Source organism: Enterobacter sp. CPE_E890 (assembly GCF_046521475.1).
Taxonomy (GTDB): Bacteria; Pseudomonadota; Gammaproteobacteria; order Enterobacterales; family Enterobacteriaceae; genus Enterobacter; species Enterobacter adelaidei.
Window position 1 is genome coordinate 202430 of sequence record NZ_JBKFZW010000001.1, and the last position, 22681, is coordinate 225110.

At 53.8% G+C, this 22681-nt stretch carries 19 protein-coding genes; 5 read left to right on the forward strand and 14 right to left on the reverse strand.

All coding sequences use genetic code 11. The features are described from left to right. Positions 1 to 9: 9 nt before the first annotated feature. The 5 genes from ACLHV9_RS01000 to yiaK form a co-directional block, all read right to left on the reverse strand. Complete coding sequence (locus ACLHV9_RS01000; RefSeq protein ID WP_407220067.1) at positions 10 to 972, reverse strand: IS110 family transposase; 963 nt, start codon at positions 970 to 972, stop codon at positions 10 to 12. A gap of 238 nt (positions 973 to 1210) precedes the next feature. Further along, positions 1211 to 2530 (reverse strand): MFS transporter, encoded by a 1320-nt coding sequence (locus tag ACLHV9_RS01005; RefSeq protein ID WP_108089345.1) that lies wholly within the window; start codon positions 2528 to 2530, stop codon positions 1211 to 1213. 43 nt (positions 2531 to 2573) lie between these two features. Then, a complete protein-coding gene (locus ACLHV9_RS01010) occupies positions 2574 to 3500 on the reverse strand; it encodes a DUF4862 family protein (protein ID WP_108089346.1) in 927 nt (308 codons plus the stop codon). Between the two features lie 26 nt (positions 3501 to 3526). Beyond that, entirely contained in the window at positions 3527 to 3994 is a 468-nt protein-coding gene (locus tag ACLHV9_RS01015; protein WP_108089347.1) for a YhcH/YjgK/YiaL family protein, read from the reverse strand. Positions 3995 to 4004: 10 nt separating this feature from the next. Then, complete coding sequence (gene yiaK / locus ACLHV9_RS01020; protein ID WP_108089348.1) at positions 4005 to 5003, reverse strand: 3-dehydro-L-gulonate 2-dehydrogenase; 999 nt, start codon at positions 5001 to 5003, stop codon at positions 4005 to 4007. Between the two features lie 226 nt (positions 5004 to 5229). On the opposite strand from yiaK, the gene yiaJ reads away from it, so the two are divergent. Both yiaJ and ACLHV9_RS01030 read left to right on the forward strand, forming a co-directional pair. Continuing rightward, a complete protein-coding gene (gene yiaJ / locus ACLHV9_RS01025; protein ID WP_010436731.1) occupies positions 5230 to 6048 on the forward strand; it encodes an IclR family transcriptional regulator YiaJ in 819 nt (272 codons plus the stop codon). A gap of 3 nt (positions 6049 to 6051) precedes the next feature. Beyond that, on the forward strand, positions 6052 to 6507 hold the full coding sequence (locus ACLHV9_RS01030) for a 4Fe-4S dicluster domain-containing protein (protein ID WP_108089349.1): 456 nt from the start codon (positions 6052 to 6054) through the stop codon (positions 6505 to 6507). Here ACLHV9_RS01030 and ACLHV9_RS01035 read toward each other — a convergent pair. The 5 genes from ACLHV9_RS01035 to ACLHV9_RS01055 all read right to left on the reverse strand — a co-directional run bounded on the left by ACLHV9_RS01035 (position 6491) and on the right by ACLHV9_RS01055 (position 13302). After that, positions 6491 to 8209 carry a ShlB/FhaC/HecB family hemolysin secretion/activation protein gene (locus ACLHV9_RS01035; protein ID WP_108089350.1) on the reverse strand — a complete coding sequence of 573 codons (1719 nt, stop codon included), beginning with the start codon at positions 8207 to 8209 and terminating at the stop codon, positions 6491 to 6493. The two genes, ACLHV9_RS01030 and ACLHV9_RS01035, sit on opposite strands and share 17 nt — an antisense overlap. A 90-nt stretch (positions 8210 to 8299) precedes the next feature. Next, a complete protein-coding gene (locus ACLHV9_RS01040) occupies positions 8300 to 9142 on the reverse strand; it encodes a collagen-like triple helix repeat-containing protein (protein WP_410397550.1) in 843 nt (280 codons plus the stop codon). 29 nt (positions 9143 to 9171) lie between these two features. Further along, on the reverse strand, positions 9172 to 9507 hold the full coding sequence (locus ACLHV9_RS01045; RefSeq protein ID WP_410397551.1) for a hypothetical protein: 336 nt from the start codon (positions 9505 to 9507) through the stop codon (positions 9172 to 9174). 317 nt (positions 9508 to 9824) lie between these two features. After that, entirely contained in the window at positions 9825 to 11081 is a 1257-nt protein-coding gene (gene avtA, locus ACLHV9_RS01050; RefSeq protein WP_108089379.1) for a valine--pyruvate transaminase, read from the reverse strand. A gap of 193 nt (positions 11082 to 11274) precedes the next feature. Further along, entirely contained in the window at positions 11275 to 13302 is a 2028-nt protein-coding gene (locus tag ACLHV9_RS01055; RefSeq protein WP_407220069.1) for an alpha-amylase, read from the reverse strand. A 314-nt stretch (positions 13303 to 13616) separates the two neighbouring features. Here ACLHV9_RS01055 and ACLHV9_RS01060 point away from each other — a divergent pair, with 314 nt between their 5' ends. Beyond that, positions 13617 to 14441 carry a protein bax gene (locus ACLHV9_RS01060; protein WP_032666887.1) on the forward strand — a complete coding sequence of 275 codons (825 nt, stop codon included), beginning with the start codon at positions 13617 to 13619 and terminating at the stop codon, positions 14439 to 14441. A 39-nt stretch (positions 14442 to 14480) separates the two neighbouring features. On the opposite strand, the gene xylR is transcribed toward ACLHV9_RS01060, so the two are convergent. The 4 genes from xylR to xylF all read right to left on the reverse strand — a co-directional run bounded on the left by xylR (position 14481) and on the right by xylF (position 19458). Next, positions 14481 to 15659 carry a D-xylose utilization transcriptional activator XylR gene (gene xylR / locus ACLHV9_RS01065; RefSeq protein ID WP_028018248.1) on the reverse strand — a complete coding sequence of 393 codons (1179 nt, stop codon included), beginning with the start codon at positions 15657 to 15659 and terminating at the stop codon, positions 14481 to 14483. 33 nt (positions 15660 to 15692) lie between these two features. After that, entirely contained in the window at positions 15693 to 16874 is a 1182-nt protein-coding gene (xylH, locus tag ACLHV9_RS01070) for a xylose ABC transporter permease XylH (protein WP_108089352.1), read from the reverse strand. Then, positions 16852 to 18393, reverse strand: a complete 1542-nt coding sequence (locus ACLHV9_RS01075) for a xylose ABC transporter ATP-binding protein (RefSeq protein WP_028018250.1) — start codon at positions 18391 to 18393, stop codon at positions 16852 to 16854. Before ACLHV9_RS01075 ends, xylH begins: the two co-directional genes overlap by 23 nt. Positions 18394 to 18465: 72 nt before the next feature. Continuing rightward, positions 18466 to 19458: a D-xylose ABC transporter substrate-binding protein gene (gene xylF, locus ACLHV9_RS01080; protein WP_407220070.1), complete on the reverse strand. Its 993-nt coding sequence runs from the start codon at positions 19456 to 19458 to the stop codon at positions 18466 to 18468. A gap of 372 nt (positions 19459 to 19830) precedes the next feature. Between xylF and xylA the strand changes: the two genes are divergently transcribed. Next, positions 19831 to 21153, forward strand: a complete 1323-nt coding sequence (xylA, locus tag ACLHV9_RS01085; RefSeq protein WP_407220071.1) for a xylose isomerase — start codon at positions 19831 to 19833, stop codon at positions 21151 to 21153. Between the two features lie 60 nt (positions 21154 to 21213). After that, positions 21214 to 22668 carry a xylulokinase gene (xylB, locus tag ACLHV9_RS01090; RefSeq protein ID WP_108089355.1) on the forward strand — a complete coding sequence of 485 codons (1455 nt, stop codon included), beginning with the start codon at positions 21214 to 21216 and terminating at the stop codon, positions 22666 to 22668. The last annotated feature ends 13 nt before the right edge of the window (positions 22669 to 22681 follow it).

Sequence of the window (22681 nt, forward strand, 5' to 3'; positions counted from 1 at the left end):
TCTTGCCGGTTATCCGGCAAGCGGTATTTCAGCATTAAATTCATGCCCGGATTTCACCACACCATAAGCCAGTTGCAGTAATTTCCTCATTCCGGCACATACTCGTTCTTTTCCTGTCTTTCCCCGGGCTGCAAGCCTGTCCATCAGGTTTTTCACCACCTCATTGCATCTTCCTGCCACAATCGCTGGCATATACAGTGCGCTGCGTAGCTCTGCATGGCCCACTTTCGACAGCCTGCTTTTTCCTTTCCACATCCCTGACTCACAACGACGCGGATTCAGACCGGCGTATGCCACCAGAGCTTTGCTGTCGCTGAACCGTCGCAGGTTACCTGCGAACGCCAGCAGGCTCACACTCAGCATGTCTCCTATTCCGGGGATACTCTTCAGTAGCTCCCGGTCCCGCTTCAGATCCGGGTTGTCATCGATGTGCCGGTTGATTTTCTTGTGCGTTTCTTCAATCAGTTCCTCCAGCATCGCAACGTGTTCATTCAGGGAAGGAACAATGACTTCATCCGCTGCTTCAAGACGATTTATCTCCATCTGACGCATCTCTTCCAGGTTACGCAGGTGGCGCACCAGAGCTGTCAGTTGCCGTTCGCTCAGCGGAGCAGGATGCCAGGGGGCGGGCTGATGCAGGGCGCAGTAGCGTGCTATCAGCGCCGCGTCGCTTTTGTCCGTTTTATTGCGGGTCAGTTCAGTGCTTGCGAACGCATGGATACGTGCCGGGTTTTCAAGGCTGACGCAGCAGCCATTATCGGCCAGCAGGGTGGCCAGTTCAGTGCTGTAGCAACCTGTTGCTTCCATGCAGACGTGGCAGTCGCCAAAACGTGCCAGCCAGTTCAGGAATTCACGGCATCCGGCAGACGTATTAGAGAATTTTTTGGTTTTGTACTTCTGATTTGGCAGCAGGACAGCAACATCAAATTTGAGTTTGGCAATATCAACGCCGACAGGGACAAGATTCATCATGGCACTCCGTAACCTTATGAATAATATCGCCGGACCATCCTTATATGTGGGTGCTCAGGGCACAGGATACCGTTCGGTCTTGAGGCGACAGGGAAACGGGTTACCGGGGCATAATCTCTCCCGCGGGCTCAGGGGCGCCAGGGCCGGGTGATGCTCACCGGTAACCTCCCGATGATCAATCGGGGATCTTCTCCGCCGGAGCAGAGAAGATCAATACATAAGGGCTGGGGTGAGGACATCAGGCCGCACGTTTATGTGGATTCACCGTGGGATTCGGCTCAGAGCCGGCATCGCATTTCGCCGGTAACAGCAGGGCCAACAGCGATGCCAGCGCCAGAGAAACCGCCAGGCAGTAAACCCCTGCGTCTTTGCTGTACAGCGTGATAAGCACGCCAACCGCATAAGGGCCGCAGAAGCCACCGAGGTTACCCAGGGCGTTAATCACGCCGCGCGCACCGCCCGCCATTTCGGCGCTAAACAGACGCGCCGGAATAGTCCAGAACACACCCGCAGCGGATTGCAGGAAGAAGCCGCAGCCCACCAGCGCGGCATAGGCCAGCCAGGTGTTCTCTTTTAGCGCCACAGAAAGGAACATACAGAGCGCGAAACCAATCAAGGGCAGGGAGACAAACAACTTGCGCTTGCCGGTACGGTCAGAAAGAGACGAGAACAGGAACATGCCCGCAATCGCGCCGATGTAAGGCAGAATGGCGAGCATCCCTACCTGGCCGATACTGGTATGCGTCAGCTCTTTCAGGATGGTTGGCAGCCAGAGGGTGTAACCATAAATTCCGGTCTGGTAGAAGAAGTTCAGGGCGATCAGCTGCCACATGGTTTTGTCGGACAGCACTGCGCTGAGCGAGGCATTTTTCACCTCTTTACCGGCAATCGCCAGCTGTTCCGCCGCCAGCGTTTTCACCAGGTAGTTTTTTTCGGCTTCCGATATCCAGCGGGCTTCTTGTGGACGGTCATACACGGTGAATGCCCAGAGCACCAGCACCACAACGGACATCAGCCCTTCAATAATGAACAGCCAGCGCCAGTCGAGCGCGGTGATGATCCAACCCGACAACGGTGCTGTGATGATCCCGGCAATGGGCACGAACATAATCACAATCGCGTTGGCGCGACCGCGCTCGGCATCCGGGAACCAGTTACTGATCATGGTGAGCACAACGGGCAGCATCCCGCCCTCCGCCACGCCGAGTAAGAATCGCAGCACCAGAAGCTGATACTGATTCGTCACGAGACCCGTGAGTACCGAGATCACCGCCCAGGCGACCAGCGACCAGCCGATAAACTTCTTACCACTACCATGAACAGCAATTTTGCCACCGGGAACCTGCAGGAACAGATAGCCGATAAAGAAGATACCGCCCGCCAGGCCAGCCATTGTGGCGGATATACCTAATTCTTCATCCATACCACCTGGCATCGCAAATGCAATATTCACTCGGTCCATATAAGAAATAATGCAGGCGATAAGAATAGGGGGGATGATTCTTAGCCAGCGCTGGCGCGGAATATCCGCATGTAGAGCTTGAGAATTCGTGTTCATATTTAATGTCTCAGTAAATGTAACCGGAATAAGATTTTTATTTTTATTGTGTCGCTTTTTTCATGGCGCTAATGCCGTCGCGCAAAATGGCAATGCGATGGCTGACGTCAGCATTAGCATTTATTTCCAGCAATTTAATACCGGAGAATTTTAATGTTGCGGCGCTCGCCGCAGTAAAGAGTGTTTTTGCGTGTTCAGTGGTCAGTAAACTGTCGGCGCAGAATGAAGAAAATGGTGCATGGAGATCCTGCCAGTCACCGTATTCACCGGTTGCTGTTGTCCCGGAGAACATTAGCGCGCCGAGCTTTCCGGCGTTGAGTGCGGTCTGAACATGCTCAAGCGGAAGGGCGGTGTTACGACCTTCGATGGCCGAACGTGCCCAGTTGATGCAGACGCTGATATCCGTATCTTTCACCACTTCCAGTACCTGCTCCAGGGGTAAAAACCCCTTACGCGGAGCGAGTCCGGTCATAGCATCGCAGTGCTCAAGAACCAGATCGCATGACCAGTCCCAGTCTGCTATTTCACGAATGGAGCGAGAGAATGCCTCGGTGGCGTGTTCGACAGAGGCATTACCTGCCTGCGGTGCTGCCTGCATCTCCAGGGCGATCACTTTCCCGGGGTAACGGGCATTCACGGTGTCAATTTTCTGGTGCAGATGGCGATAGAATTCGACGCAGGCCTTACGCTGTTGCTCGTCGGCGGAGGCCAGACCGAACGCGCCGTTGGTGCCGCGGCGGCGCATGGTTTCCATTACTGCCGTCACGACGATTTGCCAGTCCCCTGGCGTATGACGGAACAGCCATTCATCACCAAACGGATGCAGGTTTTCCAGGCAAGGTTGTTCCAGCCCGCGGATGTTGGGCGTGTCGGAAAGTTCCCGCCAGAAGGTTTGTTCTTCTTGTTCCCCTTTCTGGTGAAACGAAGGTGCGCAGGGGTACGCACCAATAATAAAACCGGTGTTGGTCATTTCGCATTCCTGTATTTATCAGAAAATTAATTCAATTCACTGATTGCCACTTTCACCACAATTTTACGAATTGTGGATTCTTTGCTCTTAATACAGGCAGGACGATGAACATCCTGCGGGAAAAATATGGCATAACTGCCGGGTATCATTTCAATAAATGATTCATTTTCGCTGGCGTGATAAAAAATAATATCCCGCTGTTCCAGTAATGATTCGCTTATTTTGTTGGTGCCGGTATCTATAGCGATACCGATTTTCTCTTCACCCCAAGCCAGAAACTGGATATCCAGATAACGTCGGTGTACTTCCGGGCGGTTCTCATGCCACGCTTTGGTGGTGAGATCGAGCACCTGGGCGAAGATGTTGCGTCCCTCAATTTCAACAACGCCCGGCTCCAGTGCCGTGAAGTCCGTGGTGCGCAGAAAATCGAGCGCCTTTTCAATCGACTGTGGGAGACGGCACGGATTTGGCTGTGAAATATGTCCGAATATCATCGTCCACTCCTTACAGGGCCTGGATTTTCGCCCACACGCTGTCATCAACCGTGATGCCGTTACGGCGGTTCTCTTCCTGCAGGCGGGTGAATTCATGCCCCGGCAGACGGATGGCGACGTTTTCGTCTGAGCGCTCAGCGTTGGTGATGAAATCCATAATGCGCTGAAGTTTGGCATCGCGAGTTGGGCCGTCGATCAGTTTATCGACCTCAATGGCGATAAAGATCTGCGATACACCGTACTCGTCGCTGTTGTCCTGAGTGACTTCCGCCACGGAAGAACCGTTGGAAAGCAGTGTCGCGATCATATCCAGTACGATAGACAGGCCGGACCCTTTCCAGTAGCCCATTGGCAAAATGCGACGGTTTTTCTCAATGACGCCGGGTTCACGGGTGAGATTACCCTCGTCGTCAAACCCGCCATCAACCGGCAACTCGCGCCCGGCCAGGCGATTTACTTCCAGCATGCCGTAGGAGAACATCGACATCGACATGTCGACCATGGTGATTGGGTTGGAGGGAATCGCAACGATTAGCGGGTTGGTGCCAATGCAGCATTCTTTTGATCCCCACGCGGGCATCACAGCAATGGAGTTGGTCCAGCAAATTCCAATATAACCCTTCTCCGCCGCCTGCCAGCCGTAGCTGCCGCCGCGCATCCAGTGGTTTGCGTTACGCAGAGCCACCAGGCCGATCCCATGATCGGATGCCAGCTCCGTGGCGCGATCCATCATTTTCTTCGCTGTCAGGTTGCCGATGGCGCGCTGAGCATCCCACTGCTCAATGGCACCTAATGACGTTACCCGTTTTGGCAGAGCGTCAGGAATGATGTCGCCAGCGTCAAGTTGCTGAATAAAACGCGGGAAACGGTTCACGCCGTGTGAATAGACGCCGGATTCTGTAGTGCGGGCAAACATCTCCGCACAGGCATCTGCGGCGTCAGCTTTTACGCCGCGGTCGATCAGGACCCGATTAAACGCCGCTTTCAACTCTTCAAAGGTCACTTTCATCCCTGTTCTCCTGTTCATTTTAGGTGTCAGTGCGAGTGCTTTTTTATCGTTAAATTTCACTATACGAAATCTGATTTCAAATATAGCGATCAAAATTTGTCAGATCAACGACATTCATGTTTTTCAAAAATCATTAAAATCAACTGGTTGTGTTTTTTCTGTTGAGATCGTGAACTAAACCACACTTTGCGCTACCATCAGGAGCGCGATAAAAAGGAGCCATTTAATGAGCACGAAAGAGAGCGAAATGACGCAAGAAAAAGAGAGGCCTGCAGGTAGCCAGAGCTTGTTTCGCGGCCTGATGCTGATTGAGATCCTCAGCAACTATCCGAACGGGTGCCCGCTCGCGCATTTATCGGAACTGGCTGGTTTGAATAAGAGCACCGTGCACCGGTTACTCCAGGGGTTACAGTCGTGCGGGTACGTTACCCCGGCGCCTGCGGCGGGCAGTTACCGTCTGACCACCAAATTTATCGCCGTCGGGCAAAAGGCGCTGTCGTCGCTCAATATCATCCACGTGGCGGCGCCACACCTTGAAGCGCTGAATATTGCTACGGGTGAAACGGTGAACTTTTCCAGCCGGGAAGACGACCACGCGATCCTGATTTATAAACTCGAGCCGACAACCGGTATGCTGCGCACGCGTGCTTATATCGGTCAGCATATGCCGCTTTACTGCTCAGCGATGGGCAAGATCTACATGGCGTTTGGTCACCAGGACTATGTGGCGAGCTACTGGGAAAGCCATCAGGAACAGATCCAACCTTTGACCCGCAACACCATCACAGAATTGAGTGCCATGTATGATGAGCTGGCGGAAATTCGCGATCGCAGCATGGCGATGGACAAAGAAGAGAACGAGCTGGGTGTCTCCTGTATCGCCGTGCCGGTGTTTGATATTCATGGCCGCGTGCCGTATGCGATCTCCATATCGCTATCGACATCACGCATGAAGCAGGTGGGCGAGAAAAACTTGCTTAAACCACTGCGCGAAACGGCAGAGGCTATTTCAAAAGAACTGGGTTTTAACGTACGCGAGGCGTAACAGATGAACCGATTTATCATGGCGGATGCGGAAAAATGCATCGGGTGCCGCACATGCGAAGCGGCCTGTGCGGTCTCGCATCAGGATTCCGTATCCGCACATGCCTTTACGCCACGCATTCGTGTGGTTAAAGGGGGGTCATATACCACGGCGGTTGGCTGTCACCAGTGTGAAGACGCACCCTGCGCCAATGTCTGCCCAACCCATGCCATTCGCCGCTCGGCGGGAGCGTGGCTCGTTGATCAGACGCGCTGCATTGGTTGCAAAAGCTGTGTGCTGGCGTGCCCGTTTGGGGCGATGCAGGTTCGGCTTGAGGGGAATAAGGCACACGCGCTGAAGTGTGATTTGTGCCTGCATCGCGAAGGCGGACCGGCCTGTGTAGCGGCCTGTCCAACCCACGCGTTGCGCTGTGTTGATCCTGTCAGTATTCGGGCTGAAAGGCTTACTGCATTTTATTGAAATTCCACGTGAACGTCAGACTGTAGCGCCAGTCCCTGTTGCGACTGTCTGTCGGAACATCCCCGACGGGCCTTGCCGCCTCAACTGTGACGCTATAATGACGCGTATCGCCTACCATCACGCCGGCAGCCACTGACCCAAGCCGTTGGTGGGGCAAACCTGACGTGTTATACCAGGTTTGCGCGGTATCGGTCAGGATGTAGGGTTGGATGGTGGTAAGCCAGGTACTCTCTTTTCGCATCTGGATATAGCGCAGTTCTACCTGTCCGCCATAGCCATAATCGCCGCTTGCTTCACTGTCCTGGTATCCACGGCCAAACCGCTGAGCACCGAAGCTAACGCGCTCGGGCTCTGGCAGCGTGTTATTTGACCAGTCCCCCTCCCAGGATGTAGATAGTCGCCATTTATCGGCAAACACCCACGCAGCGTCCAGATAGCTTTTCGTGAGCGTAAAATTCATATCGGGTTTGGGGGCTGAGACGATATCAGCGCCCATCGCATCAATACCCTGACGGACGTTGAGTCGGCCGCTGATGCTGGCGGTTGTGAATTGATGTGCACCATTAATACCCACTTCCAGCGCGGGATAACGCGCGTGTTGGTTGAGGGAGTCCAGCTTATAGGTTTTGCCCTGCAGTCTGGCCTGCAGAGCATAATCATCCTGGCGATCGGTATAATCAAAACCGCTGGTAAAATTAATTTGCGATTTTTGCGTTAACAGCAACGGATAACCAAAACTTACGCCACCGTTGTATTGCGTTGTTTTTTGTTTTGAGTCGACCTTTATATTATTTGGTAAAGCGAGGAGTGTTGAGAAATCTTGCGGATCCTCCCGGTAATAGCTGCCTTTGAGCTGCATTGTCAGCCCTTCATCGTTTAAAAACTGCTGCCAGTTCAGACCGACATAATTTTTTCGCGTGTTGCTATCTAATGGCACGAGTGTGGCCACGCCAAGCTGATCGCCATAACTTGTCAGGTTGCTGAGCGTTCCGTTCAGCATCATGAGATCTTGCCCTTTACGGGTATCGATTGTGGAGGCGATATTCCAGCTCCGCTCCTGGTTGGCGGTTATCTGCATCGCTGCCGCGCCATAGATATTGGTTGGCAACTGCGCGTTAGCCGTGACCGGAACGTTGGGGGTGCGGGTCATCAGCTGACTATAGCGATCAAACGTATCCTGAGAGAGCGGTTTTTCCGCCATGATTTTTTCAGACAATCGTTTAAGACGTTCGGCGATATGAGGGTTATTACTGATAATGTCGCTGTGGGCGACATACCCTTCAACCAAAACAATTTTAATATTTCCCTGCTGGAAATTGTTATCAGGCAACCAGGCATAAGAAAGTGGGAGACCATCTGCCTTGTAGCGTGCCGTAATATCGTTTACCAGCCCCGTGAGCGTTTTTAGCGGCACAGTTTTTCCGGCGTACGGCCTGAAGGGCTGAAGTAATTCCTGCAACGGATAACGCGTGCCGCCAATAAACTGAATGTGATGAATGGTAATGGGCGTTTCAGGCGTCAGCGTTGACTGCGGTTTTTCTATTTTGACTTTCGGCTGTGGGACGGTCTCAGGCTGTTCTGGGGCAATGTTACGAGAAACTTGCGCCGGGTTATCAGGGTTAATAATAGAGGGCAGTGTATCGGCGCGGGCCATGCTCAGCACAACCAGCCCCGTCAGCGAAAAAAGGAAATGGTGTTTCATCGCGCTATCCCTGTTCATCATTCCCGGTTAGGGGGAGTGTCGCTGTATAAAGCGCCCCTGAACCAGGGGCGCAGAATGACAATAAGCAGGTTACTGTTTTGGCATCAGCAGACCGGTGGTTAACGTGTTGAGACCGTTGACCGGGTTAGTTGTCGACGTGTTTTGACTTGATGTTGTTGCTGCGTTGGCCGTAACGCCCGCAGTCAGGGTATTGAGGGTCGTATTGACCGTTGCACCCAGGCTGTTGTTCGTGGCCGCCACATTGGCATTAGCCGTGAGAGAGCCTGAACTTCCTCCGGTTGTCGAAGAGGCGGGTTTGACCAGCGTACCGCTATCCGTAACCGTCTGGCCGACATTTTGAACGACCTGACCCACGCCGTTAAGCCCGCTATTACTGCTGCTGACGTTGGTTCCCACGCCGCTGACGGTGTTACCCACCTGGGTCAGCAGGCCGTTGACCGGTGTGCCGAGACCCGTCGTGGTGCCCACGCTTTGCGTGACGCCCTGTACTCCGCCCAGCGTCTTGTTGGCAACGGTCGTGGTATCGGTTGTTACCTGAGCGATCGCAGGGCTGCTTACCGTGTTGGTAAGACCCGTGCCGGTGTTACTGACCAGTTGCCCGGTACTGTTGACCACGCTGCCCGTCAGGCCGGTTACGCCGCTAACCGGTGTTCCGGAAGTGGAGCTCGCCAGGCCCGTGCCTACCGTTGAAACGGTATTGCCCAGGGAGGTAACCGACGTGGTCACGCCTTTAACCGTTGTGCCCACACCGTTCGCGTTGTTTGGATCGCCAACGCCAGTCGTGACGCCTGTCCCCACGGTGGACACGGCGCTGCCAACACCGCTGACGGTGGTTGAAACGGTTGACGTGACGGGATTATTTGTTGGAAGCTGGCTTCCAAGGCCATCCACCGTAGAGCCAACGCTGGTCACCGTTTTGCCGGCATCACCCAGTATCGTATTTACGCCTGCGGTAGTGGTTCCGCCACCGCCCGTGTTGCCTGTTCCGGTTCCTCCGCTGCCATTGCCTCCTGAGCCTGAGCCTGAGCCTGAGCCTGAGCCTGAACCAGAACCAGAACCCGTACCGCCACCAGCGCCTGTCCCGGTACCCGAGTCGTTGCTGCCCGAACCGCCATTGCTCGCGGTCGTGCCACTTCCATCACCTGAGCCGCTGCTGCTTCCCGTCGCAGGGTTATTTTTGGCCGTTGAATGATGAGAGCCGCCACCGCTTCCACTGCAGGCAGAAAGAGAGAACGCGAGCAGTACCGCAACAGCAATAGCGCTGATGCGACTAACATTATTAGGTAGCATATGAATACTCCACGCAAAAGAACGCCGAGCGGCGTATTAGTGAGTATATGCACTATTTTTAAATATGCATGAAAGTGACTCGGGATGGTATTTTCTTGCGTTGCAGGTGGTTATTTCAAAATAACAATAAGTTAAGATCTTTAATTGGTGCTTAATTATTGATGGGGAAGTTAGTGAGCGTAAATTAAAGGAATATTCCTAAGGAAACTCAATGAGGATGTTGAATGAAACGCTACAGAATATATCCTTGATACAAGATTAAGATCACGGAAAAATAAGGCTCTTCATTTGAAGAGCCTTATTTTTAACAATTGCCTTCGCGCCAGGCTTTTTCGATTTCTTCGGCCAGAATTTTGACACCCGCTTCGATTTTTTCCGGATCGGGCACGTAGTTCATACGCATGCACTGGTGCGTATGCGGCCACGGTTTATCCAGGCCTGGGAAGAAGTAATCGCCCGGTACCATCAACACGCCGCGCTTCTTCAGGCGTTGATAGAGCAGTTCGGTGGTGATGGGTAGATCCTTAAACCACAGCCACAGGAAAATCGCCCCTTCAGGTTTGTGGATCAGGCAGCGTTCTTCCGGTAAATAGCGGCGAAGTGTCGCAATTGTCTCCTGAACACGCTGGTAATAGAACGGCTTAATCACCTCATTGGACAGACGCAGCAGGTCGTTGCGCTTAATCATTTCGCACATCATCGCCGGGCCGATACCGCCCGGCGAAAGGCTGATAATGCCGTTCATGTTGGTAATGGCGGTGATGATTTTTTCATTCGCGATGATAATCCCGCAGCGGCTACCCGGCAGGCCCAGCTTAGAGAGGCTCATGCACAGGACAATGTTCGGGTTCCACAGCGGACGTGCTTCGCTGAAGATAATGCCCGGGAACGGTACGCCATAGGCGTTATCGATCACCAGCGGAATGCCGTGTTGATTCGCCAGCGCATCCAGTTTCATCAGTTCGTCATCGGTGATCACGTTGCCCGTTGGGTTCGTCGGACGTGATACGCAGATCATGCCCGTCTCTTCACCAATATGCAGGTGTTCAAAATCGACGTGATATTTAAACTGGCCTTCCGGCAACAGCTCGATATTCGGGCGCGCGGAGACGAACAGATCCTCTTCCAGGCCGGAATCGGCGTAGCCGATATACTCTGGTGCCAGCGGGAACAACACCTTTTTGGTGGTGCCGTCGGCGCGACGCCCTGCGAACAGGTTAAACAAGTAGAAAAACGCGCTCTGGCTGCCGTTTGTCAGTGCAATATTCTGTGGTTCGATATCCCAGCCCAGCTCGTCACGCAGCATTTCGGCGAGGAGTGCCAGCAGTTCGGTTTTACCCTGCGGGCCGTCGTAATTGCAAAGCGCATCGGTTGCTTTGCCGCTTTCCAGCATCTGAGCGAGCAGCGTCTGGAAATAGGTATTCATCTCCGGGATTTGAGCCGGGTTTCCCCCGCCGAGCATGATTGCGCCCGGTGTGCGCAGCCCGTCGTTGAGGTCCTCCATCAGGCGAGTAATGCCTGAATGGCGGGTGAATTTGTCGCCGAAAAGTGAAAACGTCATAGCAGGTGATCTATCGAGCTTATTTTGAAAGTGGGTAACCATAACGCTAGCACCGTGCTGGTGCAAATCGGGTGGTGTGGTCGGATTTGTTGTTTTATGTGGCAGGAATGGATTTGTGTAGTGAATAGTTCTGTTGATTTTTCCCTCACCGTAACCCTCTCCCAACGGGAGAGGGTACTGGAGTGAGCCGTTATTAATTACCTGCCCATACTACCATCACCTTATCGCCATTATGCTCGCGCACGAAGCCATATCCCTCTTTCAGCGACAGCGTGGTTTGTTTGCCTTCACCAATCGCCGGATGGCGCGCGCGGAACTGACCCAGCGTTTGCCAATGGGCGACGGTTAAGGACTGTTTGCCCGTGACGTCCTGCCAGTTCATATCCGAACGGGTACCTTGTAACGGGTCTGAACCTGTTGGCCCAAATGGACGTTCAGATTCATCTCCGTAATAGATTTGTACGCTACCCGGTGCTAACAAGAGCAGTTCAGCTGCGCGTTGACCCCCTTCACGGAACAGGCGCGTGTCATGCGAAGAGAGATAGCTCAGGACGTTGAAACTTTGCAGTTTTTCCGCCATCTGCTGCCAGGTGAGGTCGATATCCGCCAGACAGTTCACCGCTTTTGCCGCCTGCTCCTGATAATCAAAGTTAATCATCGCATCGAAACCGTGGCGGTAATAATCGCTCTGCATGACGCCGTGGCCCCAGGATTCCCCGGTCATCCAGAATGGTGCATTGTCGAGCTTTTTGTCCGGGTGAGCACCTTTCCAGGCCGCCAGCGCCTGGCTGGCCTGGTCTTTCAGCTGTTGCCAGGCCGCAAGCTCAACGTGTTTGGCCGTATCAACCCGGAAACCATCAATACCGTAGTCACGCACCCACTGGCTGAGCCAGTGGGTCAGGTAATCGCGCGGGGTATACCCGGAGATGGCTTTCGTATGGGTATCAGGCTTGTGTTGATAGAAGTTTGGCAACCCGGAAGGTGTGGTGGATTCCGTTTTCAGGTCGGGTAAAAATGCCAGCGACATGGTTAAATCATCAAAGCCGGGGTTGTCGTAATCACCGATATCAGTGCGGATCCACTTTTTCCCCCACCATTTATCCCATGCGGCTTTGTCGCTAAAGTTGATGTAGTCGTTAAAGCTGTGCCAGCTTTGGCCTGCGCCCGGCTTCCAGTCCGTCCAGCGTTCTCCCAACGTCTTTTTCAGCTCATCACCCTGCAGATACAAGGCGCCAAACTGATACTCCTGCATGTCCGCAAGCGTCGCGTAACCCGTGTGGTTCATGACGATATCGAACAGGATACGAATGCCACGTTTATGCGCTTCATCGACCAGATGACGTAAATCATCTTCGGTGCCCATGTTGGCGTCGAGCTTCGTCCAGTCCTGAGTGTAATAGCCATGATAGGCGTAGTGTGGGAAGTCACCTTTGGTGCCACCGCCGACCCAGCCGTGGATCTGCTCCAGCGGCGAGCTAATCCACAGCGCGTTCACCCCCAGCTGTTGTAAATAGTCGAGCTTGCTGGCGAGCCCCTTGAGATCTCCACCGTGGAAGGTACCAATCTCCTGCATGCCGTCTTTGTGACGGCCATAGCTGTTGTCGTTGCTCGGGTCACCATTCACAAAACGGTCGGTCAGCACAAAATAGACAGTGGCGTTCTGCCAGCTAAACGGCGCAGGCTTGTCGGTTTCGGCGCGCTCAAGCAGCAGCAGGCCGTTGCTGTTGGCGGCCGGCTGCAGAGTGATTTTTCCATTCTGCACTGTCACCGTCTGCTTACTGTAGTAGTCGCGTACGACGGAGCCTTCCGGGAAGGTATGGCTGACGTCCAGCGTCAGCGGTTTACCGTCCCATTTCGGGCACTGGTGGATAACGTTGGTAACCGGCTGTTCTGCGGCACTCTGGATGGTCAGCATCAGGGTGGGTGTGCCGGATCGGGTATCAATCCGCATCTGGTATTCACCGTCGCGGAAAAGACGCCACTGCGGCGGCGTGCCGTCACAGGGTTTGAGCGACAGCATCTCGTTGAGTTTTATCGCATCTGTTGGCTGCCAGCACGTCTTGTCAAAACTTAGTGTAAGAGGACGCGTACCCTTCGCGAGCTTTGTCTGGCTGGTGAAAATCCCGGTGCCTTCGGTGTTAAATGCATTAAACCCCGGTGATGACCAGCCTGCATGTGCCAGTGCGGGTAACATCAGAAAGGCTATTGCGGTGCGTTTCATTCCATTTTCCTGTCGCGGCATTTTTGACCAGTGTGCCACCAGGCTGAGGGTAAAAACTCATCCCTTATCGCTTTCTGCCAGGAGGACGCGAGAGGATGAGTGATCTCGCGCAAAATTAAGCAGTTATCTGCGATACCGCACACATTTTTTCGGGAATGGTGTTTTTGTGAGCAAGTTTTAGATGACATAGTTTCGGAATTGGACTATTTCTATACGTGCTCTTGAAGTCTATTTTTGATATGATTTGAGATTCCGCTCTCAAATTTGTGAAAAAAATAAGGTGTTAGGATGATTACATCCGACCAGGAGACCTAATGATATCGACTCCCATTCGACGATATGGGGCTGCGATACTCATGTTACTCACCACGGCATTTTCGGGTGAGGTGCTTGCGAAGACGCACACGGATACAACGAGTAAGAAAGCCCACGTTATAAAGACGACAAGTAGTAAGGTTAGCAGTAAACAAGAGTATTCTCGCAATAGTGCAAAGAGTAGTTCACTTCCTGATTTGCGAAAATACCCTTCCGGAACACCAAGGAAAAAAGCGTTTCTCCGGACGGTAATGCCTTACATCACGAGTCAAAATGCCGCGATTACTGCGGATCGTAACTGGCTGATTTCCAAACAGTACGATAGCCGCTGGTCGCCGTCAGAACGCGCGCGTCTGAAAGATATCACGAAGCGCTACAAGCTGAGCTGGAACGGTAACACGCGTCGTGTGCCGTGGAATTCTCTGCTGGAGCGTGTGGATATCATCCCGAATAGCATGGTTGCGACCATGGCGGCAGCCGAAAGCGGCTGGGGCACGTCAAAGCTGGCGCGTAGCAACAACAACCTTTTCGGCATGAAATGTGTGAAAGGTCGTTGTAACAATGCGCCTGGTAAGGTGAAAGGCTATTCGCAGTTTGAATCCGTGAAGGATTCCGTGAGTGCCTACGTGGTGAATCTGAACACGCATCCGGCCTATTCATCGTTCCGTAAATCACGCGCACAGCTGCGTAAAGCGGATCAGGAAGTGACGGCCACCACGATGATCCACAAGCTGAAAGGTTATTCGACGAAGGGACAGAGCTATAACAACTATCTGTTCGCCATGTACCAGGATAACCAGCGCTTAATCGCCGCCCATATGTAATCTCAATAAAACGCCTTCCACTGGAAGGCGTTTTCTTTTCTATATCAGCACCTCACTGTAGCGATCCCGGTACTCTTTTGGCGTGGTGTCGTACTCTTTGCGAAACACCGAATAGAAATATTGCAGAGACGGGTAGCCGCACATCTGCGAGATTTCGTTAATCGACAGTGACGTGGAGATGAGCAAGCTGCGCGCTTTCTCCAGCTTTTCAGCATGGATGACGGCATGAATGGTTTCGCCCACTTCTTCTTTGAAGCGTTTCTCCAGATTCGAACGCGAAATACCCACCGAATCCAGCACCTGATCGACCTTAATTCCCTTGCAGGCGTGGTTGCGAATAAAGTGCATGGCCTGAATGACGGCCGGGTCGCTTAAGGAACGATAGTCGGTTGAGCGGCGTTCAACGACGCGGACAGGAGGCACAAGCAACCGCTGAAGCGACAGGGATTCTTTATCCAGCAGACGATGCAGCAGCTTCGCTGCCTGATAACCCATCTGACGCGTCCCTTGTGCAACGGAGGAGAGCGCCACGCGAGACAGATAGCGGGTGAGTTCTTCGTTATCAATGCCAATCACGCACAGTTTTTCTGGTACCGGGATGTGCAAATGTTCGCATACCTGCAAAACGTGGCGTGCGCGGGCGTCCGTGACGGCAATAATCCCGGTTTGCGGTGGCAGCGTTTGCAGCCAGTCAGCCAGACGGTTTTGCGCGTGCTGCCAGTTTTCAGGGGCGGTTTCCAGCCCCTGATACACTACGCCACGGTACTTCTCCTGCGCGACCAACTGGCAAAACGCGTGTTCACGCTCAACGGCCCAGCGCTTGCCGCTGGTGGCGGGTAAGCCATAAAACGCGAAGCGATGGACACCTTTCTCTTTTAAATGGAGAAAGGCTGCCTCCACCAGAGCATGGTTATCGGTGGCAATATAGTGAACCGGCGGATAGTGTTCGGGGGAATGGTAAGAGCCGCCGACGCCCACAATCGGGACGTCGACGTCTGTCAGCAGTTGCTCAATGACGGGATCGTCATAGTCGGCGATAACGCCATCACCCAGCCAGTCTTTGATGTTCTCCAGACGGGTACGAAAATCTTCCTCAATGAAGATATCCCATTCGGATTGCGACGCCTGCAAATATTCACCAACCCCTTCAACAACCTGACGGTCGTAGGCTTTATTGGCATTGAATAACAACGTAATGCGGTGACGCTTTTCGAACATGGCTCTCTTCCCAATTAAGTCATCATACTGTTATCAGGCCCGTCGTTTGGTGGCCGAGTCCATCCAGACGGCGAGTAAAAGAATGGCCCCCTTGACGATATACTGCCAAAACGTCGGGACGTCCATCATACTCATCCCGTTATCCAACGACGCCATGATAAATGCCCCCATGACCGCGCCCGCCACGCTACCGATACCACCCGCGAGGCTGGTACCACCAATTACGCAGGCGGCGATGGCATCCAGCTCGGCGATGTTACCGGCGGAGGGAGAACCCGCCCCCAGACGTGAGCTGAGGATCAACCCGGCGATAGCCACCATCAGACCGTTAATGGCGAACACCGCGAGTTTGGTACGCTCGACATTGATCCCGGAGAGGCGAGCGGCCTCCAGATTGCCGCCGATGGCGTAAATGCGGCGGCCAAACGCGGTGCGCGTGGCCATAAACATGCCACCCAGCAGTAACAGTGCCAGCAGCAATACAGGCGTCGGGACGCCACGGTAGTCGTTCAGAAGCCAGATTGCGCCTAGCACAATAACCGCCGTAAGGGCCTGACGCCCCACCACGGACGTTGATGCAGGAGAAGCCAGCCCCAGCGCCTGACGGCGCATGCGCCCACGCCACTGCCACGCGACAAACGCCAGCAAACCTACCACGCCAATCGTAAAGCCCACGCTATCGGAGAGGTAACTCTGACCAATCTGCGACATCGCCGCGCTGGTGGGGGAGACGGTGGTGCCGTTGGTAATGCCGATTAAGATCCCGCGGAAGGCCAGCATCCCTGCCAGAGTGACAATGAACGACGGGACTTTACGGTAGGCAACCCACCAGCCGTTCCAGGCACCGAGTACAAGTCCCAGCACCAGCGTCACCGCAACGGTCAACGGCAGCGGCCAGCCAAGCCAGACGTCAAAAATGGCCGCCACGCCACCGAGTAAACCCATCATCGAACCGACTGACAGGTCGATCTCCGCTGAGATAATCACGAACACCATGCCCACAGCCAGAATGCCGGTGATGGCCGTCTGACGCAGCAGGTTAGAGACGTTACGCGCACTTAAGTACGAGCCATCGGTCATCCAGGTAAAGAACAGCATGATGACGATAATCGCCGCGATCATCACGAAAACTTGCAGATTCAGCGCTTTTAGCCCCGCAAATGATCCGGGCGTCGGAACCGCGACTTTGATATCAGACGGATTGCTTTTCGACATGACGTTCGCTCCTTAAAGCGGCTTCCATCACCTGCTCCTGCGTCAGGTTCTGGTTAATCAGGTTGGCTTTCAGTTTTCCCTCGTGCATTACCAGCACGCGGTCACTCAGACCGAGTACTTCGGGTAATTCAGACGAGATGACAATGACGGCAATCCCTTGCTGTACAAGCTGATTAATCAGTTTGTAGATTTCATATTTGGCACCGATATCAATCCCGCGCGTTGGCTCATCAAGGATTAATATGCGTGGATTGAGAAGCAGGCAGCGCGCCAGAATGGCCTTCTGCTGGTTGCCCCCACTCAGTCGGCCAATGGCCAGTTCCGGAGAGGATGTTTTTACCTTCAGTCGGGCGAGCGACTGGAGAATACACTGCTGCTCAGCGGCATCATCCAGGCTGCTCAGGGTGCCGGAAAACTGATCAAGAGCTGCAAGGGTGATGTTTTTACCCACTGCCATGACCGGTACGATGCCGTCTTTTTTGCGGTCTTCCGGCACCATGGCAATGCCGCGGGCAATCGCCTGCTGGCAGTTGTCGATTTTCACCGGCTGACCGTCGATATATATCGTGCCCTCCCAGCGCCCCGGCCACACGCCAAACAGACACTGTACGGCTTCGGTGCGCCCGGCGCCGACTAACCCGGCAATACCGAGAATTTCGCCGCTGTGCAGAGAAAACGAGACGTTATTTACACGCTTGATGTGGCGGTTAACGGGATGCCAAGCGGTCAGGTTTTCCACGCGCAACACTTCATCGCCGGTTGCATGAGGTTCATTCGGGTAGAGCGCCGTCAGCTCGCGGCCTACCATCATGGTGATGATGTCATCTTCACTCATGCCTGCGGCTTCGCGCGTGCCGATGTGTTGCCCGTCGCGGATCACGCAGATGGTGTCAGAAATGGCTTTGACCTCATTCAGCTTGTGCGAAATGTAGATACAGGCGATGCCGTGGTTTTGCAGATCGCGGATGATATTGAGCAGTACCGCGGTTTCCTGTTCGGTGAGCGACGCCGTTGGTTCATCAAGGATCAGCAGCCTGACCTGTTTATTAAGCGCTTTCGCAATTTCGACCAGCTGCTGCTGCCCCAGACCAAGATCGCCCACGCGGGTATCCGGTGAAATGCTGAGACTCACCTGCGCCAGCAGCTTTTCACAGCGCAGCGTCATGGTGTCGTAGTCCAGCACGCCGTGGCGGGAAATCTCAGCCCCAAGGAAAATGTTCTCCAGCACGGTGAGATGCTTCACCAGTGCCAGCTCCTGGTGGATGATGGCGATGCCTTTACGTTCGGTATCGCGAATGTGTGTCGCTTGGATGACTTCACCGGCAAAGACGATTTCGCCTTCGTAGCTGCCGTACGGGTAGATCCCGCACAGCACTTTCATCAATGTTGATTTGCCCGAACCGTTTTCACCACACAGCGAAACCACTTCGCCGGGGTTCAGCCGGAGACTGACGTTGTCGACGGCTTTCACCGTACCGAAGCGCTTAGTGATGCTTTTCATTTCAAGTAAATAAGACATAACTGCTCCACGTAACCCGAGGGAAGAACAGTACAACGTGATGCGCCCCTGCAGAGCAGGGGCTGCGTAAGGTTACAGTTCGCTCTTCTTGTGGAAACCGTCTTTAATGACAGTGGCGTCAATGTTCTCTTTATTGACTTCAATCGGTGTGAGCAGGCGAGCCGGAACATCCTTCAGCCCGTTATTCAGCGTTGCGTCTGCTTTAGGCTGCTTACCATTACCCAGCTCTACGGCGATTTCCGCAGCCGTATTGGCAAGCTGGGTAATGGGTTTGTAGACCGTCATGGTTTGGGTGCCTGCGATAATGCGTTTTACACCGGCCAGATCGGCATCCTGACCCGATATCGCGACTTTACCGGCCAGCCCCTGGGCGCTCAGTGCCTGGATAGCACCGCCTGCGGTGGCATCGTTGGAGGCCACAACCGCATCAATTTTGTTATTGTTGGCAGTGAGTGCGTTTTCCATAATTTTCAGCGCGTTTTCTGGTAGCCAGCCGTCGGCCCATTGATCGCCAACCACTTTAATATTTCCGTCGTCGATGTAAGGTTTAAGGACTTTCATTTGCCCTTCGCGGAACAGTTTGGCGTTGTTATCCACCGGAGAACCGCCCATCAGGAAATAATTACCCTGAGGCACCTTGTCGATCAGGCTTTGCGCTTGTAATTCACCGACTTTTTCATTGTCGAACGAAATATAATAATCAATGTCCGCATTATTAATCATACGGTCATAGGCCAGGACTTTTATGCCTTCTTGTTTAGCTTCTTTCACCACGTTACTTAATACCTGGCCGTTATAGGGGATAATGACCAGGACATCGACGCCACGGTTGATCATATTCTCAATTTGCGCCATTTGCGTTTCTTCATTGCCGTTAGCCGACTGAACAAACACGCTTGCGCCGAGTGATTCTGCTTTTTTAACAAAAATATCGCGATCTTTTTGCCAGCGCTCCAGACGCAGATCGTCAATCGCCATACCGATTTTCACCTCCTTCGCATGTCCGGCAAAGCTTGCCAGGAGGAGAGTTGTGCATAGAGTAAGGGTCAGGTTCTTTATCTTCATAATTATTAGGCCTTTTTGTAGGGGTATGTGTTGCTGAGATAAAAGAAACATTCACTACTGAGACGCAGCAAATTCTTAACGGGGAAAGGCGGGCTGGCAATTACAGATTTTTATCTTCTCATTATGATATTTGGTTTATTTCTGAATTTATGACCGCGATCGGATTTTAAAATACGTAACGTCTTAATTGCATTTGATTCTGGAATGCACACCGAAAAATAGTTTGCTTGCGCATTATTTTGCGAGCCAGTGCACAGTTGTGCATTCTCTCAATAGCAGTGTGAAATAACGTAATTGAGCAACCCAAAATGTCTATTCACTATTACTCCTGTATCTATGACTCACCGCATACCCCTGATTATGGAGCTCAATATGCAAGCTTATTTCGACCAACTCGATCGTGTTCGTTACGAAGGCCCAAAAACGACCAATCCTTTAGCATTTCGTCACTACAATCCGGATGAGCTGGTGCAGGGAAAGCGCATGGAAGATCATCTGCGCTTTGCCGCCTGTTACTGGCATACCTTCTGCTGGAATGGTGCCGATATGTTCGGTGTGGGTTCCTTTGAGCGCCCGTGGCAGCAACCTGGTGAGGCCATCGAGCTGGCGAAGCGTAAAGCCGATGTGGCGTTTGAGTTCTTCCACAAGCTGAACGTGCCGTACTACTGCTTCCATGATGTCGATGTGTCACCGGAAGGCGCGTCGCTGAAAGAGTACCTGAACAATTTTGCGCAGATGGTGGATGTGCTGGCGGCGAAACAGCAGCAAAGCGGCGTGAAGCTGCTGTGGGGCACGGCAAACTGCTTCACCAACCCTCGTTACGGTGCGGGCGCGGCAACCAATCCGGATCCGGAAGTGTTTAGCTGGGCGGCTACGCAGGTTGTGACGGCAATGAACGCCACGCATCAGTTGGGTGGTGAGAACTATGTTCTGTGGGGCGGTCGTGAAGGCTATGAAACCCTGCTCAACACCGATCTGCGCCAGGAACGCGAGCAGATTGGCCGCTTTATGCAAATGGTTGTCGAGCATAAGCACAAAATCGGTTTCCGCGGGACGCTGCTGATTGAACCGAAACCGCAGGAACCGACGAAGCATCAGTATGACTACGATGTGGCGACCGTGTACGGCTTCCTGAAGCAGTTCGGCCTGGAAAAAGAGATTAAAGTTAACATTGAAGCCAACCATGCCACCCTGGCGGGTCACTCTTTCCATCACGAGATTGCCTCTGCTATTGCGCTGGGCATCTTCGGCTCTGTTGATGCTAACCGGGGCGATGCACAGCTGGGCTGGGATACAGACCAGTTCCCGAACAGCGTGGAAGAGAATGCGCTGGTGATGTATGAAATTATCAAAGCGGGTGGTTTCACCACGGGTGGCCTGAACTTTGACGCCAAAGTGCGTCGTCAGAGTACCGATAAATACGATCTGTTCTATGGCCACATTGGCGCGATGGACACGATGGCGCTGGCGCTGAAAGTGGCCGCGCGTATGATTGAAGACGGTGAACTGGATAAACGCGTGGCGAAGCGTTACAGCGGCTGGAACAGTGAGCTGGGCCAGCAAATTTTGAAAGGTCAGTTATCACTTGCGGAAATCGCGAAGTACGCTGAACAACATCAACTGGCACCGCAGCACCAGAGCGGGCACCAGGAGTTGCTGGAAAATCTGGTCAATCACTATCTGTTCGATAAATAACAGCATCCAGGCCCGGTCGGCGCAGCGCCACCGGGCATTTCTGTTAAAGGAGTCACCGGAATGTATATCGGGATCGATCTTGGCACATCGGGTGTGAAAGCCATCCTGTTAAGCGAGCAAGGCGATGTGGTAGCAACACAGACAGAAAAGCTGCAGGTTTCACGTCCGCACCCGCTGTGGTCGGAACAGGATCCGGAGCAGTGGTGGCAGGCGACGGATCGTGCAATACAGGCCTTAAGTGAACAACACAGTCTGCGTGACGTGAAAGCGCTGGGGATCGCCGGGCAAATGCACGGCGCTACGCTGCTGGATAGCCACCAGCGCGTGCTTCGTCCTGCGATCCTCTGGAACGATGGCCGCTGTGCAGAAGAGTGTGCGCTTCTTGAGGCGCGCGTGCCCACATCCCGCGACATCACCGGCAACCTGATGATGCCCGGTTTTACTGCGCCCAAATTACTGTGGGTGCAGCGACACGAGCCGGAGATTTTCCGTCAGGTGGCGAAAGTCCTGCTACCGAAAGACTATCTGCGCTTTCGTATGACGGGCGATTTTGCGTCCGACATGTCTGATGCCGCCGGCACCATGTGGCTCGACGTGGCGAAACGTGACTGGAGCGAGGCGATGCTGGATGCCTGCCATTTGACCCGCGAGCATATGCCCGCACTGTTCGAAGGCAGCGAAATTACCGGTACATTGCTGCCGGCCGTTGCTGAACGCTGGAATATACCTGCCGTACCGGTGGTGGCCGGTGGCGGTGACAACGCGGCGGGTGCCGTGGGCGTCGGCATGGTTGAGGCGGGACAGGCGATGCTTTCTCTGGGAACGTCTGGCGTCTATTTTGCCGTCAGCGACGGGTATCGCAGCAATCCTGAAAGTGCGGTACACAGCTTCTGCCATGCCCTTCCGGGGAAATGGCATTTGATGTCGGTCATGCTCAGTGCGGCGTCTTGCCTGGACTGGGCGGCGAAGCTGACCGGCATGGCCGACGTTCCGGCGCTCATTTCTGCGGCGCAGCAGGCGGATGACGCTGCGGGTACCGTCTGGTTTTTACCGTATCTTTCCGGCGAGCGTACGCCGCACAACAACCCGGAAGCGAAAGGGGCGTTCTTCGGTTTAACCCATCAGCATGGCCCGGCAGAACTGGCGCGTGCGGTGCTGGAAGGTGTGGGCTATGCGCTGGCCGACGGAATGGACGTGGTGCATGACTGCGGTCTGAAACCGGCAAGCGTCACCCTGATCGGCGGTGGTGCGCGAAGCCCTTACTGGCGACAGATGCTGGCGGATATCAGTGGATTGCAGCTGGATTTTCGCACCGGTGGCGATGTCGGGCCAGCACTTGGTGCCGCGCGTCTGGCACAGATAGCCATTAACCCTGAAAAACCGCTTGCGCAGCTGTTGCCGCAGCTTACGCTTGAACAGGCGCATTTACCTGACGCGTCACGCCATGCGCGGTACGCGGAAAGACGCGACGTGTTCCGCAAAATCTATCAGCAGCTGCTGCCGCTGATGTCGTAAATACGCTTGTCCT